This is a genomic window from Paenibacillus alba (genome assembly GCF_013204855.1).
Lineage (GTDB): Bacteria > Bacillota > Bacilli > Paenibacillales > NBRC-103111 > Paenibacillus_E > Paenibacillus_E alba.
This window is the reverse complement of the sequence record NZ_JABMKZ010000023.1, coordinates 47,446-63,156: the sequence shown is the minus strand read 5'-3', so window position 1 is coordinate 63,156 and position 15,711 is coordinate 47,446. Positions and strand designations below refer to the sequence as shown.

Sequence of the window (15,711 nt, the reverse complement as noted above, 5' to 3'; positions counted from 1 at the left end):
ATTTCCGTTTATGACGGGAGCATATGATTAAAGAAGTGGATGTGACAATGCACCATTATAACGCTTGGAAAGGGGTATGTCTTGTGAAGGGTGTTGTACTGGCGGGAGGAACCGGAAGCCGTTTACGTCCTCTGACGAACATCATCAATAAACATTTGCTTCCAGTCGGTGATTTGCCCATGATTCAATATGCAATTGAGAAATTAAGCAAAGCTGGCGTTCAGGATATTTTATTAATTACGGGCAAACAATCCGCAGGCTTGTATTTAGAATATTTGGGCGGCGGTGACAAGTTTGGCGTCCGACTTACTTATAAGCTTCAGGAGAAAGCCGGAGGGATTGCTCAAGCCTTGTCGCTTGCCGAGGAATTTATCCATGCTGGAGAGAAATTCGTCGTGCTGCTTGGCGATAATTTATTTGAAGATTCCTTGCTTCCCTTCATGGAAGCCTTCAAGCATCAGAAAGAGGGAGCTATGGTCATTCTCAAAGAGGTGACGGACCCTCGACGATATGGCGTGGCCAAGATGAAAGACGGCGTTATTGAACAAATTGAAGAAAAACCGGAGCATCCGAGCTCCAATAACGCCGTGACAGGCATTTATTTATTCGATGCTTCGGTGTTTGGCATTATCAAAACGCAAGCCCCTTCCCAACGCGGAGAAATGGAAATTACCGACGTGAATAATGTTTATGCAGCGGAGGGCTCATTATCTCATGGATTTCTAGTCGGATGGTGGATTGATGCCGGGACCCATGAATCACTCTTTCAGGCTACTCTATTTTTACGTAAGGAGGACAGCTAGATGGCCGTGATTCTTGTCACAGGGGGAATGGGGTTTATTGGAAGCAATTTTATTCATTATTGGAAAAAGCATCATCCTCAGGACCACGTGCTGAATGTCGATTTGCTCACCTATGCGGGAAACAAGGACAACGTTGCAAGTTTAGTTGGGCAAGCTGGGTATGAGTTTGTACATGGCGATATTGGTGATGAAGCCCATCTGAGTCAATGGATGCAGAAGGGCGTTGAAGTGGTCGTTCATTTTGCCGCTGAATCCCATGTTGATCGAAGCATTCATAGTCCGCGTGATTTTGTCATGACCAACATACTCGGAACACAAAGCCTGCTTGCGGCAGCAAGGCAGCACAACGTGAAGAAGTTTGTTCATATTTCGACGGACGAAGTGTATGGCAGCTTAGGGGATGAAGGAGTTTTTACGGAAAAGACAGCGTTAGCCCCGAACTCGCCGTACTCTGCCAGTAAAGCAGGATCTGATTTGATTGTCAGAGCCTACTACGAGACCTATGGATTCCCGGCTGTGATTACGCGCTGCTCCAATAATTATGGTCCTCGGCAGTTTCCCGAGAAGTTAATCCCACTCATTATTACTCGCGCAATTCGCAATGAACCGATTCCGATCTATGGCGATGGATTGAATGTGCGTGATTGGCTGTATGTGGAAGACCATTGTTCGGCCATCGAACGGGTGATTCAAGACGGTGTGCCCGGAGAGGTGTACAATATCGGCGGCCATCAGGAACGGACGAATTTGGATGTGGTGAAAAGCATTTTGAAGGAGCTTAACAAATCAGAGGATTTAATCCATTTTGTGCCGGATCGTTTGGGTCATGATCGCCGTTATGCGATTGACAGCCGTAAAATTCAACAGGAACTCGGATGGGTGCCTTCCTATTCGTTCGAAACGGGTCTTCAAGAGACGATTCAATGGTACTTAAAAGAACGTACGTGGTGTGAGCGTATTGCAGACGGCTCCTATCGCGATACCGAAGAGGTCGATCACTCATGAAAATACTAATAACTGGTGCGGGCGGACAACTGGGCTATGATCTGCTTCGCGTATTCAAGCCCGTACATGAAGTGACGGCTTGGCGCAAGGAGCAATTAGACGTAAGTGATGAGCAGCAAGTGAAAGATATTTTGCTCAAAGAAAGACCGTCTGTCGTGATTCATGCTGCGGCTTACACGAATGTGGATAAAGCAGAAGTGGAGACGGAGCTTGCCTATGAAGTGAATGCAATGGGTGCAATGCATATTGCGAAGGTTTGTGAGCAAATCGGAGCCAAGCTGGTTTTTATCAGCACGGATTATGTGTTCGACGGGACCAAAAGGACGCCTTATGAGGAGCAAGACAACACCAATCCAGGCAATGTGTATGGTCATTCCAAGCTGCTTGGTGAGAAATTCGTGAAAATGACCTGCTCGAAGCATTTCATCGTGCGAACCTCGTGGTTGTATGGCACCAAAGGAGCTAATTTTGTTACGAAAGTTTTGGAAAAGGCCAAATCAGGCGGACCGCTGTCGATTGTTGATGATCAATTCGGCTCCCCCACCTATTGTTTGGATCTGGCGATCTTTATACGAGAGCTGGTAGACACGGACAGGTACGGCATCTATCATGCATCCAATCAAGGCGTATGCTCGCGATATGAATTCGCTGCACAGATTCTAAAGGTAGCGCAAATGGACAATGTCTCCTTGCAGGCAGTACCTTCGGAATTATTTCCAACCCCGGCTGTAAGACCGATGTATTCTGCCTTTGAGCACAGAGCGATAGCAGTCAACGGATTTACACCGATGAGAGATTGGAAATCGGCGCTTAATTTCTTTCTGCAAGTGGACCATGATGTTCAAGCTGTTATGGATAAGAAGGTGTGATATGAACAAGAGGGTAGCTGTCAGTTTGGCGGAAGGAAAGAAACGGGGATTTCGCACAGGTCTTGAGCATGGGCGACGGATGGGACGATGCCAGTCTGTTCTTGCCGCCTTGCCGCCGTCCACCTTGCCGCTTCGAGAGGCCAGAGTGTTATTCATTGTTCAAGGCTTTGACGCTATTGATCAAGGCATAATACAAGGTCTGCAAGAAACCGTACGCGAGGTATTTACGGCAACAGCGCCTGACATGCTCCGGTTGGCACAGGAGCTTCAACCGAATCTGGTGCTTGTGATGAATGGACTTCATGTGTTCCCGCCGGATCATCCGAGTCATGTGGATCAGGTCAGGGAGATGGGAATCCGCACAGCGATCTGGTTCGCTGACGATCCTTATTTTACCGATCAAACGGCCTCGCTTGCTCCGCATTATGATTATGTATTTACACACGAAATGAGCTGCGTCGCCTTCTATCGCGAGATGGGCTGCCAACAGGTTCATTATTTGCCTCTAGCCGTCAATACGCGAGTATTCAGGCCCTTGCAGGTAGATCCTGCCTACCGCAGCGATGTTTGTTTCATCGGGAATGGATTTCCCAACCGCATCGACTTGTTTAACAAGCTGAGCCCCTTTTTGGTAAATAAAAAGGTGCTGATCGCAGGCGCACTGTGGGAACAGTTAAGCCAATTCGAGCGGTTAAAGCAAGGCATTAAGCTGCAATGGGTCCCTATTGAGGAATCCGTGAAATATTACAGCGGAGCTAAAATCGTCATTAACGTCCATCGTCTCACCTATGACGAAACCTATAACAAAAATAGCCGAAACCTCCCAGGTCACTCGATCAATCCGCGAACGTATGAGATTGCGGCCTGCGGTACTTTGCAAATTACAGACTATCGGCATGACCTGCATGATTACTACACACCTGGCCAAGATATTGAAACGTTCATGAATGCAGAGGATCTCATTCAGAAGATGAGCTTCTATCTGGGACATGAGGAAGAGAGACAGCGGATCGCCGTTAAGAGCTTGCGCAGAACGATTAGGGACCATACCTTCGCCAATCGGCTAGTGAAGTTGATGGATCTTGTGTTTGCCTAGAAAGGAGAGGAACAGATGGCTTTAGTAGGTAAGAATGATGCGGCCAGACAAGGCTATATAGACGGTTATGAGGTTGGGTATATCAACGGAGTTCGATTGGGACAGTGTGAAGCGATCATTCAAAAGGCGGAGAGGGATCGGGAGCCCAACCCCATCTGGGATGTCCGTGTTCTCTATGTGACATCGGGGAAAGGCTACCCTTACGAACCCCTGGATCACGCGCTTATCAACAGCTTGCGTCCTCTGGTCCGTGAAATGATTATCGGCAACTGTGCGAATGATCCTATCCGTATCGGAAGTCCTGCGGCAGACCTGGAAACGCTGGCAGCTGTGTATCAGCCCGATCTGATGCTGATTCTGGATGGAATGAATCTCTCGCTGGATGTAGTAGACCGGATTCGCGGGATGGGGGTACGCACGGCGATATGGCTGACCGATGATCCGTACTATACGGACTTTACGATCTCCATGTCGACTCACTACGATTACATCTTCACGCTGGAAGTGAATTGCGTCTCCCTCTATCAGGAGATGGGTTGCCCGCAGGTTCATTATTTGCCATTGGCTTTTCAGCCCGAACTGTTCCGACCGAAGGCTGTGCCTAACGGACAGCAGCGGGATATTTGCTTCATTGGCTCCGCTTATTGGAATCGAGTAGCGATGTTCGATAAGTTAACGCCTTATTTGGCTAACAAACAGATCTTCATCTCCGGCATTTGGTGGGAGCGGTTAAAGCATTATGAGCTTCTTGCCCCGCACATACAGCTGAATACCTGGATGCCTCCTGAGCTTACAGCGACGGCTTACAATGGAGCCAAAGTAGTCATCAATATGCACAGAGCTTATGATGACCAGGCTTACAACAATAACAGCCGCCGTATTCTAGGCGCTTCGCCCAATCCGCGAACCTTCGAAATTTCGGGCTGCGGAGCTCTGCAAATAACCGATTTTCGAGAGGATTTAGTTAACTTTTACACGCCGGACTACGATATTGTGACCTATGCCTCTCCCGAGGAATTAGTAGAAAAGATGGATTATTACTTGACACATGAAGAAGAACGCAAGCAAATCGCTTTGCGAGGCTTATACCGTACCATGCGGGATCACACGTATGCCAACAGGCTCACAAAGCTGCTCTCTATTATTTTCGGACAATAAGCTGAAAAGCTATCAAGGAAGCGAGGTGCATGACTATGATTCAAAAGACAAAGGTGCGTAAGCTCGCACTGAAAGGCAGTTTGCGCAAAAAGAAAGTCATCGCTCAGACCAAGGTTCGATTGAAGAAGAAACCAGTGGCTAAGAAAAAGCAAACAGTTTCACGCTTAAGGAAAACGCCTCGGCTCCGTTCCAAACGTAAACTTGCTCGACAACCCAAACGGATCATCGCAACGATTCCTTACAATAAAGCTTTCGATGAAGCTTACAATGAGGGCTTCAACATCGGCTTTGCACAAGGATTTGCCTTGGAGCAAGAGCAGCCAGCCGTGTAAGGGTACCCGCTTCGCCCATGTTTGAAATAAGGAGGTGAATTCCATACCTGGTTCATGCAACGGGTATGTTACACATGTCGACTCCATACCAGCCTAAAGTGCTTTTATTTTCACATATCTGCAATCAAGATCATATTACCGGAGCAGAAAAATTGCTGCTGTTCATGACGTTGGAGCTCGGACGTCATTACGCGTGTACGTTGGTCGTCCCCAAGGAAGGACTTTTAGCGGCAGAAGCCAGACGCCAAGGTGTGGCAACGGTCGTGCAAACTTTCCCGCTTCTGTACGACATGTATCATCCAACAGAGTCTTTGCCGCACTTGCATCAAGAATTGCTGGGCCATTCCGATATGGCGGGCTTATTGGATCTACTCTTCATTCATGAACCGGATCTGGTTATCACTAACACCTGTGTCAACCTTCTGCCGGCCGCTGCCGCAAAGAAACTGGGAATTCCCGTAGCATGGATTATAGCTGAATCCATTCAATCGAATGCTTTTACGCCTATCAGTGCGGAGTTCATGGATCACTATGCGGATTGGATCGTAGGCATCTCGGAAACCACACTGCAGCCGTTGCAGAACCACATTCGCCGTGCCAAGAAATTCGTTCTGCCGCCTTCCTGGCATCCGGAGCAGTATGAGTCCAGAGAATGGCCAGCTAGACGGCAAAATAAACGTGCCGAGCTTGGCATCTATGACGAGCGTCCTGTTGTTGGTTATATTTCTTCCGATATCTATGCCAATAAAGGGCTGGATCACTTCATTCAGATGGGCATCACCATTTGTGAAAAGAACCAGATGGCCCATTTTATGATTACAGGTAAACCGGCAGATCCCGTGTATATGGAATCCTGTATTCAAATGATTTTGCTCTCCGGCTATTCTTCTCAATTCACACTACTTCCCTTCGATCCTGACATTCAATCGGTTTACCCAGCTATGGATATTGTTGTTATTCCCAGTCTGCTTAATGAGGGCTTCGGACTCACTGCCTTGGAAGGTTTGATCTTCGGTAAAGCTGTTGTGGCCTATCGCTCAGGCGGATTAGGAGAAATTCTATCTTCGACAGGCAATGAGCTCTTCCTCGCGCATAAAGGCGATATTCGAGATCTTACAAGCAAAGTACAGTATCTCGTTTCGGACGGAGGAGCGCGCCAGCAAGCAGGCGAGCACAATAGTCAAGCGATTGGGCAAATATTCGGCATCGAGGCTTACCGCAACCGGTTGGACCGTTTCCTCTCAATCGTTTGGCCGTACATGGATGCCAAAAGATCAAGCAGGCTTAGTGCTCCTCATTTTCCAGATCAGTTTCTACTGAAGGGTGAAGCTTCCAATACGGTGTTTCTGATTGAACAAGGGCAGAAACGTCCGGTTTCGACCGGTTATGATTTTCAATTCTATAAATACGACTGGAACCATGTCGGTATTGTTCAGGATCAGCAGTTAACCTCCCATCCTACTGGTGCGGCAATACGAGGGGAAGAACCTTTCTTGCAGCATGCTCCTGCCATCTTCGTTGCTAGAGGCCAGGGACCGACGGTTTACCTCATACAGCATGGCATCCGCTATCCCTTCAGCTCGGAAGGCGCGATGCAGCGTTACGGTTATACGTTTGATCAAATTGTGCAGTTGCCCGAACGAGGTCTTCTCTCCTATGCGCTTGGCCTTCCCATCGTTGGCGGGGCTAGTCGGAAGCCGGCAAAGTTAAAACGCAAGATCAAAATCAAGCGGAGTACGAGAAGAAGGATACAAAAAGGGGCAAAGCTGAGACGTAGTGGAAAACGATTTGCCAAGGGTGGATTGAAGGCGCGCAAAGCAAAGGCGGCTGTTCGGAAAACGAAAGCTGCCAAGAAGATTTCGCGGATTCGTAAACCGTCGGGGAGACGCGCTAGAAACGGTTCTGCCAAACAGAAGTTGAGACCCAAAAGCTTCGCGAAGGTAGGAGGGAAGAAATGAAAATCGCAACAGTGCTAGGAACTCGGCCTGAGATTATTCGGCTCAGCCTCATCATTCAGAAGCTGGATGAACTAGCCGACGAACACATTCTTATTCATACGGGGCAGAACTTCACGGCCACTTTAAGCGACGTCTTCTTCGAAGAGCTGGGGCTGCGTCAACCGGATTATATGCTGAACAATCAGCAGATGACGTTAGGCGGCCAGCTTGCTGTCTTATTCGCCGAGCTAGAGCGGATATTTACATTGGAGCGGCCGGATAAAGTGCTTGTGCTGGGGGATACGAATAGTGCGCTGAGCAGCGTTCTTGCCGAGCGCATGGGCATCCCTGTTATTCATATGGAAGCGGGCAATCGCTGCTTTGATCTTGCGGTTCCGGAAGAGAAGAATCGCAAGGTCATTGACGCTATTTCCAGTATTAATATGCCGTATACAAGATACAGCCGAGATAATTTGCTTCGTGAGGGAGTTCCCAGCCAGCGCATTATCGTGACCGGCAATCCCATTTATGAAGTGATGACCCACTACGAGGAGCAGATTAAGCAAAGTGATATTTTGGCAAAGCTCGGTTTGACAGACGAACCTTATTTCTTAGTGACGACGCATCGTGCTGAAAATGTGGACCATCCAGAGCGGCTGTCCCAGATTTTGCAAGGACTCAATCTCGTTGCTGAAGCTTTCGGCCATAAAGTAATCTGCAGCATCCATCCTCGGACGAAGTCAAGACTGGAGAAGGATGGCACAGCTAGGCATCCTTTAGTTCAGTTTCATGAACCTTTTGGATTTTTTGACTTTGTGCATTTGGAGCAGCATGCCTTTTGCGCCTTGACGGACAGTGGAACGGTACAAGAGGAGTGCTGCATTTTCCATGTCCCCACTGTGACCATACGCACAACAACCGAACGTCCAGAGACCATTGATTGCGGCAGCAACGTGGTGTCGGGTCTTGAGGCGGAGCAAATATTGGACGCGGTGAAAGTGATGGTGAGCTTCCCGGCAGACTGGCAGTGCCCGGATGGTTATCTGGATACGCAAGTATCCCAGAAGGTCGTTCAATATTTATTAGGAGGTAAAAAGCATGTTTACTAATGCGACAATCTTGGTGACCGGCGGAACCGGATCCTGGGGTTACGAGCTCATTGAACAACTGCTTAGGGAAGATCCTAAGAAGATTATTGTGTTCTCTCGTAATGAATCCACCCAGGTTGCGATGAAACGGGCCTTTGAAGATCCTAGACTTAGCTTCTGTATCGGAGATGTCCGGGATAAGGATGCTTTGACGAAAGCCTGTGAAAAGGTCGATTACTTGTTTCACTTAGCAGCGCTCAAGCATGTTCCTGTTTGCGAGGATCAGCCGTATGAAGCCTTGAAGACGAATGTGATCGGAACGCAGAATGTGATAGAAGCAGCCATTGAGAACAAAGTCAAAAAAGTCATCAATATTTCAACGGATAAAGCGGCGAATCCTTCGAACTTTTATGGCATGACCAAAGCGATCGGCGAGAAGCTGATTGTTCATGCGAATCTACTCAGTGATTATACGAAGTTTGTCTGTGTCCGTGGCGGCAACGTGCTTGGGACAAATGGCAGTGTCATTCATTTATTCATGAAGCAAATTCGCGAGAAAAACCAAATTGGGATTACGGATAAAGCGATGACCCGTTTCTTTCTAACCAAAGAGGAGGCTATCTCTCTTTTGCTTCGTGGCGCGAAGGAAGGCAAAGGCGGAGAAATCTTCGTTATGACCATGCCAACCTGCAAAATTATGGATCTCGCCGAAGTCTTAATGGAAGAGATGGGCAAACACAACGTCGATGTCATAGAACTCGGTGTTCGGCCGGGAGAGAAAATTCACGAGATTCTGCTTTCAGAATTCGAAAGTCATTATACGGTTGCCTATGACAAGGAGTACTTGGCTATTTTACCAACGATCGATATCCCTGGGTTGCGCGAATATTATGCGGATTATCCGAAGGTGCCTTTTGAAAGCTTTAGCTCGGAGGGGCCTTTGATGAGCAAGATAGAGATTAAGTCGCTTCTCGTTCGAGGGGGGTTCTTGGTATGAAGCAAAAGCTGCTAATCCTTGGCGGACGAGGAATGTTGGGAAGTATGCTCGTTGATTATTTCCAGGCATGCAGCAGCTATCATGTTTATTTCACGACAAGAGACAAAACGTGCTCAGAAGGTTTGTATCTGGATGCGGAAGATGCGGTATTGCTAGAGAAGGTCATCGAAACGGTACGGCCGACAATTACCATTAATTGCATGGGGATTTTGAATCAATTCGCGGAGAACAACCCGAAGCATGCCTTCTGGATTAATGGCTTAATTCCTCACAGAATCGCGCAGGCCATGGACAATGTGAACGGCAAGCTGATTCACATCAGCTCAGATTGCGTGTTCTCCGGCGAGACTGGAGGACATACGGAGGGAGACATTCCCAACGGAACTTCCATTTATGCCAGATCCAAGGCACTCGGGGAGGTAACCGCGAGTCCGCATCTGACGATTCGGACCTCGATCATCGGACCGGAAGTCAGCGAACATGGGATTGGCCTGCTGCACTGGTTCCTGAAGCAGAAGGGAGAGATTAACGGCTACAGTGAAGCGTGGTGGAACGGTGTTACTACCCTAGAGCTTGCTCACTGTATCCGCCACGTCATTGATGAGGATCCCGTATCGGGGATCCTTAACATTACGGCCCCGGAGCCGATTAGCAAGTTCGAGCTGCTGAAGCTGTTTCAGCGTGTATTTCAGAAAGAGGATGTTCTGATTCGTATGGACGACAAAGTGAAGCTGGATCGCACGCTTCGGCAGAGTCGTGATGATTTTCACTACGTCGTTCCAAGCTATGAAACCATGCTCTATGAATTGAAAAATTGGATGTGTGCGCAATGAAAACGATTCTTATAACGGGAGCGAACGGTTTTACTGGACAGCATGCTTGCCGGCATTTTGTGCAAAAAGGGCTGCAGGTTGCTGCGGTATCACGCTATAAGAATTCATCCGTGCCTAGCGTACATTCCCACATGGCCGATTTGACGAAGGTCGAGCAGGTGAACGCCTTAATAAAGATGACCCAGCCTGATTATGTCCTGCATCTGGCAGGCAAAAATGCCGTAGGAGAATCATGGCTGGAGCCCCTTGCTTACCTGGAGAGCAATATGATGTCGACCTTACATTTGCTGGATGCGCTGCGATCTGTCCCACATTGCCGTGTTGTCGTCATTGGTTCTATGCTCAGCTATGTACCGGCGGACGGGCAGGCCCCTCCTAGTCCTTACAGCATGAGCAAGTCTTTCCAAACCTGGGGCGCACTCGGTTGGGCGCATTTGTTTCAACAGCAGATTATGATAGCCAAATCTTCTAATCTGATCGGACCTGGACCCTCCAACGGCATCTGCGGGCTTCTGGCCCGCGCGTCTGTGGAAGCAGAAGCGGGAACGAGGACAGCTCCGTTCAAGCTGTCCTCGCTTATTGAAGAACGTGACTATTTGGATGTCAGGGATGCTGTTGCCGCCTATGAGCGGATACTCGAGCACGGCATCCCCGGCAACGTGTATCCGGTAGCCTCGGGTCTGAACCGAACGCTGGGAGATATCGTTGATGCACTGAAGCCGCTGACGGAGAAAGAACTACTCATTCAATCGGATCAGCTTAGCGGGTATGTGCCTCCTGCCCCGATTCAGACGCAGTTGACTCGTGATTTGGGCTGGAGTCCAGCATTTGCGTTGGAGGATTCCTTACGGGACGCGCTCGTTTATTTTCGTCAGCAAGGATTAACCAATAGGTAGAGGTGAAAGCATGTATCCGAAAGTTTCAATCATTATCCCCTTCTATAACGATCCTTATATTGAGCAAGCTATTGTCAGCGCGTTAGGCCAGACCTACCCGAACATCGAAATTATCGTGGTCGATGACGGCTCTACCATGCATCAAGAGAAAATTGCCCCATTTCTATCCCGAATTCACTATCTGGGCAAAGCGAATGGCGGAACGGCGAGCGCTCTGAATTACGGCATCCGGATGGCAACAGGGCATTATATTGTCTGGCTCAGCTCGGATGACATGCTGTATCCGGATAAGGTAGAGCGCCAATTGCTGTTCATGCTGGAGCATCATTCTGCAATCAGCTATACCTCTTTTGACGAAATAGATGGCTATAACAATGTCATTGGTCGTCATAAGTCAATGCTTCTTCCGAATCAGGCTGAACTTGTTCGTGCATTTATGAGCTATGATCCAATCAACGGATGTACGGTAATGCTGAAAAAAGAACTATTTGCCATCATCGGTTATTTTAATGAAGCTCTTCTTTATACGCAAGATTACGATCTGTGGATCCGTACGTTATTAGGAAGAGTTCATATTCATTATTTACACGTGCCACTGACCATGTATCGTTGGCATGGGGAAATGGGAACTAAAAAGCATTGGCCGGCGATTTTGAGTGAAATCGAACATATTCAAGCGTACTACCGGGAAAGTTTGCTGAATTATGTCCATCAATTGGGGGGGTAATACCGATGCATCCACTCGTATCCGTCATCATCCCTTTTTATAATTGTCCCTATGTGCATCAAGCCATTCAAAGCGTTCTGCAGCAGACGTACCCTAACGTAGAAATTATTGTCGTAGACGACGGGTCTACCCAATATGTCGACCTAATTCTCCCTTTTAAGAACAAAGTCCACTATTTGGGCAAAAAGAACGGGGGAACGGCCAGTGCGATAAATCACGGAATCAGCATGGCCTCAGGAGCTTACATCGCCTGGCTGAGCTCGGATGATATGTTTTATCCTCAGAAAATACAAAAACAGTTGTCTTTCATGCTGCATAATCATTCCTTGGCCAGCTATACCCCCTATGATGCAATGGACGCAAACAGTCATGTCTACCAAAGACATATAGGTCATGTCCTGCCAGGTGAGATTGCCCTCTGTCAAGGTTTTATTAAAGGCCTAAATCCAATCAACGGTTGTACGATCATGGTGCAGAGATCCGTATTTGACATCGTGGGTTACTTTAACGAGCAATTACGCTTTACTCAGGACTACGATATGTGGGTTCGACTTATGCTGCATGGTGTTAAATTCGATTATTTACCCGAACCCCTGACGATGTACCGATTTCATGAGCGCATGGGCACTGTACGGCATCAATCGGAGATGTTTCCCGAATACGAGGCTGTTCAGCGGCAATATACGCAGCCTTTAAAATATCGGATACGCCAGCTAGAGGAAATTTCTTTTTGAAATGAGGGCGATTTGTGAAAATATTGTTGGCAACACACTGGCTGATTCCCCACGTTGGCGGTGTATGGGCATTCATGGAACAGCTCAAGAAGCGGTTGGAGTCCATGGGGCATGTCGTGGATATGCTCGGCAACAGCCCGGATTATTTGAAAATCCATATCGTGAATCGCAACCTGGAAATTGCCAAAGCCCAGCTTCTGCCGCTGCTGGAAACGAAACTGAATGCCCATAATCAGCCATTGCTGAATTTGAGCCCGATTGTTCGCTACCATGAGTATGAACGCTATTGCTTGGAACTGTCTGCTGCTTATTTTGATTTAAGCCAATATGATCTTATTCATACGCAAGATGTGCTATCCACACGTTCAATTAGCCGGGTGAAGCCTAAGCATGTTGCTCATGTCGCGCATATTCACGGCTGTGTAGCGACAGAGATGATTCTTCATTATCAGTTGAACCCGCAGCTCGGTGTTACTGAAAGCTCGCCGGAGCTGAAGTATTTCCGCAGTCTTGAGCACTATGGCGCTTCTTCTTGCGATATTACGGTCACATCTACGCATTGGATGAAGGATTTGCTCATTAATGAATTTGCAGTTCCCCGTGGGCAAGTCACCGTGTTTCAATATGGGTTTGACCCTACTGATTTTGACCTAAAAAGTAAGAGAAGCACGTCCATTCGACGTCCCGAGGGCAAGAAAGTTATCATTTGCCCGGCTAGACTTGTGTTTGTCAAAGGCATTAATGTGCTGATTTCGGCTTTGGCGCATCTCAAGAAGATTCGGCAAGATTGGGTATGCTGGATTGTCGGAGATGGGGAACTGCGTACCGAGTTGGAACAGCTCAGCCTGGGGCTGGGCTTGCAGCAAGAGGTTGCATTCTTGGGACGCCGGGATGATGTGCCTGCTTTATTGCAGCAATCTGATATTTTTGCCCATCCCTGCTTGCAGGATAATCAACCTTATTCCGTGGTGGAGGCACAGTTTGCCGGATTGCCTGCTGTCGTTTCGAATGCCGGGGGATTGCCGGAAATGGTTGATCATGGACATACAGGATTGATTTCACCTGTGGGGGATGCGGAAACCTTAGCCTTGAACATGGCCTTTTTGCTGGAAAACGATGAGGTCCGGCAGCAATTCGGCCGGAATGCCAAGGCGTGGGCAAAGCATCATTGGTCCATGGATCTTATGATGGGTCGAGTGCTTGACGTTTACGAGAGAGCACTAAGTACAAAGTGATCAAAGGAGGCGGAGGGTATGGATTCATCATCCCGATTTTTAGTACTTGGCGACTTGTATAATTGTTTGTTCGCAGTTCAAACGTCAAACTTTAATCAGCTGGTTGATTATGTCATTTGGAATCAGGTGAAAACTTCGCTGCCCAAAGATTATACGCTCCCGGATCTGCTCGTTCTCCATGCGCTCAGCCTGAATGAATGATGACCTGTTTATTTGAATTGAAGGAGTAGTGAACTATGACGACTTATTGGGATCATGTCGATCCAGATGAATTCTTGCAGACAGACGAGGAAGGGTATAACAAATCGATACGCAAGCTGTTCCGGGATTTGGTTGGCCACTTGCAGATTCAAACGATCCTGGAAGTAGGGTGCGGACCTGGCGTCGACTATGTAGGAGCTTCCCAAACACGTCCAAGCATTGATTATACAGGCGTAGACATTACCCCACAGATGATCGAGCACTGCCAGCGTCTATATCCGCAGGGGAAATTCCAGTTAGCCGATATTTACAGCCTGCCTTTTGCTGACAATACATTCGAGCTGGTGTACTGCAAGGATGTCTTGAATCATTTGGACACGTGGGAGCAAGGCTTTGCCGAGCTATATCGTGTCAGTCAGAAGTATATACTGGTTAATTTCTTTTATGGCTTGGGTGCTACGACAGTCAAAGAGAAGCAGGATCACGGTACCCATATCAACAATTGGTACGATTGGAATGAAGTTATGACCAAGCTGGTCGCTTCGCGGCCCTTGTCGCTTGTTGTTTTCCCAAGGGTCTGCAACTCTTATGAAGAAACGTTAATTTTGCTGCAAAAGGTATAGCGTGCGGTTGGTAGGGATGAAAGTCGTATGGTAAGTTTCGCGAAATTAGGAAGAACGAGGGGGTTGTCCCAAACGTAGATATTTCTACGTGAGGACAGCCCTCTTCCTCTTGAACTATTCGAAAAAAGGGGTTGGCAGCAGGGGAATTCCTGCGAAAATGCATCCTTTTCGTCTTGGGAATAGGTAAAAAGGTGAAAAGCCTGCAAATATGCATCCTTTTGAGAACTTTTTGCGATTCCAGGGCGGAAAAGCTTAAAAAGCCTGCATAATCGCAGGCTTTCTCGATTTTCAGACGATTTGGTCGAAAAAGCCTGCATTATCGCAGGCTTTTCAAAATCGGTGTGCCACGGACATTGCCTACAGAGTGGCGCATTCGCTGCATATGGCTTGTGGTCAGCCCCTTGTTCATCGCCCCTCAGTCGAACTCGTCACCCAGTCGAACTCATCACTCGGTCGAACCCGCCTCTCAGTCGAACTCGTCTCCCAGTCCACTCGTCACCTCGAGTCCCACTCTTCCCCCTCAGTCCTACTCATTCGCAAGGTCCTTATAGTAAATGTCTTTGAAAATGCTCTTCCACAAGTTGTCATTGCCATGCAGCATATCATGATTGGGCAGCTCGATGGTGCATACGCGTTCAATCGGCCAATCGGTTTCAAGGATATGTTCGCGATCGGTATACTGGCCAAACAAAATGCGAAAATCATGCTTCACTAGCCTGGAGAGTGTCTTCTGCAGTTCTTCGACTTGTTTCCTATTGCCGCCGGTTCGAATAAATAGGAGCATGCGGCTGGTTTCTAATTTGTCGAGGAATCGTTCGATGCGCCGATCGTATTTTTCTTTGATCTCGGGGTAGGATTCTAAGTTCGCTATCGTATTCTTTTTGACGGAAAAATCATGAGCACTGTCGATGTGATAAGTCTCGTCTCTCACAATATAGTTGAAGGGGCCGTAGTCTTCGCCGACAACCTTCAAATTTTTAAACTCCATGAAATCGCTAAAGCGATTATTCAAAAGCCGGTTCACTTGGGACAAGTTGCCGGATACCATCCAATCCAGCACACCGGCGTAGGGGCGCAGCTTATTTTTCTCCAGCTGAATAGCAGGAAAGCAGCTGTCTCCCAGACTAAAAAAGGCATCATAGGAGCCTTTGATTTCGGAAAGTTTCAAGGGGGTGAC

The 15,711-nt window shown here is 47.9% G+C and carries 17 protein-coding genes; 16 read left to right on the top strand and 1 reads right to left on the bottom strand.

The genetic code is table 11. The features are described 5' to 3' along the window. Positions 1-83: 83 nt before the first annotated feature. The 16 genes from HQN90_RS24560 to HQN90_RS24485 all read left to right on the top strand — a co-directional run bounded on the left by HQN90_RS24560 (position 84) and on the right by HQN90_RS24485 (position 14,534). Positions 84-803 (top strand): sugar phosphate nucleotidyltransferase, encoded by a 720-nt coding sequence (locus tag HQN90_RS24560; protein WP_173223686.1) that lies wholly within the window; start codon positions 84-86, stop codon positions 801-803. Further along, the gene (rfbB, locus tag HQN90_RS24555) at positions 804-1,808 is read left to right on the top strand and encodes a dTDP-glucose 4,6-dehydratase (protein WP_173223607.1); all 1,005 of its coding nucleotides are present in this window, start codon (positions 804-806) and stop codon (positions 1,806-1,808) included. After that, a complete protein-coding gene (gene rfbD, locus HQN90_RS24550; protein ID WP_173223605.1) occupies positions 1,805-2,677 on the top strand; it encodes a dTDP-4-dehydrorhamnose reductase in 873 nt (290 codons plus the stop codon). Before rfbB ends, rfbD begins: the two co-directional genes overlap by 4 nt. 1 nt (position 2,678) lies before the next feature. After that, positions 2,679-3,773, top strand: coding sequence for a CgeB family protein (locus HQN90_RS24545; protein WP_173223603.1), 1,095 nt, complete (start codon positions 2,679-2,681; stop codon positions 3,771-3,773). 15 nt (positions 3,774-3,788) lie between these two features. After that, complete coding sequence (locus HQN90_RS24540; protein WP_173223601.1) at positions 3,789-4,931, top strand: CgeB family protein; 1,143 nt, start codon at positions 3,789-3,791, stop codon at positions 4,929-4,931. Between the two features lie 29 nt (positions 4,932-4,960). Next, entirely contained in the window at positions 4,961-5,263 is a 303-nt protein-coding gene (locus HQN90_RS24535) for a hypothetical protein (protein WP_173223599.1), read from the top strand. Between the two features lie 74 nt (positions 5,264-5,337). Next, positions 5,338-7,221, top strand: coding sequence for a glycosyltransferase family 4 protein (locus HQN90_RS24530; RefSeq protein ID WP_173223597.1), 1,884 nt, complete (start codon positions 5,338-5,340; stop codon positions 7,219-7,221). Next, on the top strand, positions 7,218-8,309 hold the full coding sequence (gene wecB, locus HQN90_RS24525; protein ID WP_173223595.1) for a non-hydrolyzing UDP-N-acetylglucosamine 2-epimerase: 1,092 nt from the start codon (positions 7,218-7,220) through the stop codon (positions 8,307-8,309). The genes HQN90_RS24530 and wecB overlap by 4 nt, the downstream gene beginning before the upstream one ends. Further along, on the top strand, positions 8,299-9,285 hold the full coding sequence (locus HQN90_RS24520; RefSeq protein WP_173223593.1) for an SDR family NAD(P)-dependent oxidoreductase: 987 nt from the start codon (positions 8,299-8,301) through the stop codon (positions 9,283-9,285). The genes wecB and HQN90_RS24520 overlap by 11 nt, the downstream gene beginning before the upstream one ends. Continuing rightward, positions 9,282-10,118: a dTDP-4-dehydrorhamnose reductase family protein gene (locus tag HQN90_RS24515; protein ID WP_173223591.1), complete on the top strand. Its 837-nt coding sequence runs from the start codon at positions 9,282-9,284 to the stop codon at positions 10,116-10,118. Before HQN90_RS24520 ends, HQN90_RS24515 begins: the two co-directional genes overlap by 4 nt. After that, positions 10,115-11,014 carry an NAD-dependent epimerase/dehydratase family protein gene (locus HQN90_RS24510; RefSeq protein WP_173223589.1) on the top strand — a complete coding sequence of 300 codons (900 nt, stop codon included), beginning with the start codon at positions 10,115-10,117 and terminating at the stop codon, positions 11,012-11,014. Before HQN90_RS24515 ends, HQN90_RS24510 begins: the two co-directional genes overlap by 4 nt. Positions 11,015-11,024: 10 nt before the next feature. Then, positions 11,025-11,741 carry a glycosyltransferase gene (locus HQN90_RS24505; RefSeq protein ID WP_173223587.1) on the top strand — a complete coding sequence of 239 codons (717 nt, stop codon included), beginning with the start codon at positions 11,025-11,027 and terminating at the stop codon, positions 11,739-11,741. A 5-nt stretch (positions 11,742-11,746) separates the two neighbouring features. Then, positions 11,747-12,475, top strand: a complete 729-nt coding sequence (locus HQN90_RS24500; RefSeq protein WP_173223585.1) for a glycosyltransferase — start codon at positions 11,747-11,749, stop codon at positions 12,473-12,475. A gap of 14 nt (positions 12,476-12,489) precedes the next feature. Next, the gene (locus tag HQN90_RS24495) at positions 12,490-13,710 is read left to right on the top strand and encodes a glycosyltransferase (RefSeq protein WP_173223583.1); all 1,221 of its coding nucleotides are present in this window, start codon (positions 12,490-12,492) and stop codon (positions 13,708-13,710) included. Positions 13,711-13,728: 18 nt separating this feature from the next. Further along, positions 13,729-13,911: a hypothetical protein gene (locus HQN90_RS24490; RefSeq protein WP_173223581.1), complete on the top strand. Its 183-nt coding sequence runs from the start codon at positions 13,729-13,731 to the stop codon at positions 13,909-13,911. A gap of 35 nt (positions 13,912-13,946) precedes the next feature. Continuing rightward, positions 13,947-14,534 carry a class I SAM-dependent methyltransferase gene (locus HQN90_RS24485; protein WP_173223579.1) on the top strand — a complete coding sequence of 196 codons (588 nt, stop codon included), beginning with the start codon at positions 13,947-13,949 and terminating at the stop codon, positions 14,532-14,534. Positions 14,535-15,060: 526 nt separating this feature from the next. On the opposite strand, the gene HQN90_RS24480 is transcribed toward HQN90_RS24485, so the two are convergent. Then, positions 15,061-15,702 carry a DUF1796 family putative cysteine peptidase gene (locus HQN90_RS24480; RefSeq protein WP_173223577.1) on the bottom strand — a complete coding sequence of 214 codons (642 nt, stop codon included), beginning with the start codon at positions 15,700-15,702 and terminating at the stop codon, positions 15,061-15,063. Positions 15,703-15,711: the final 9 nt, after the last annotated feature.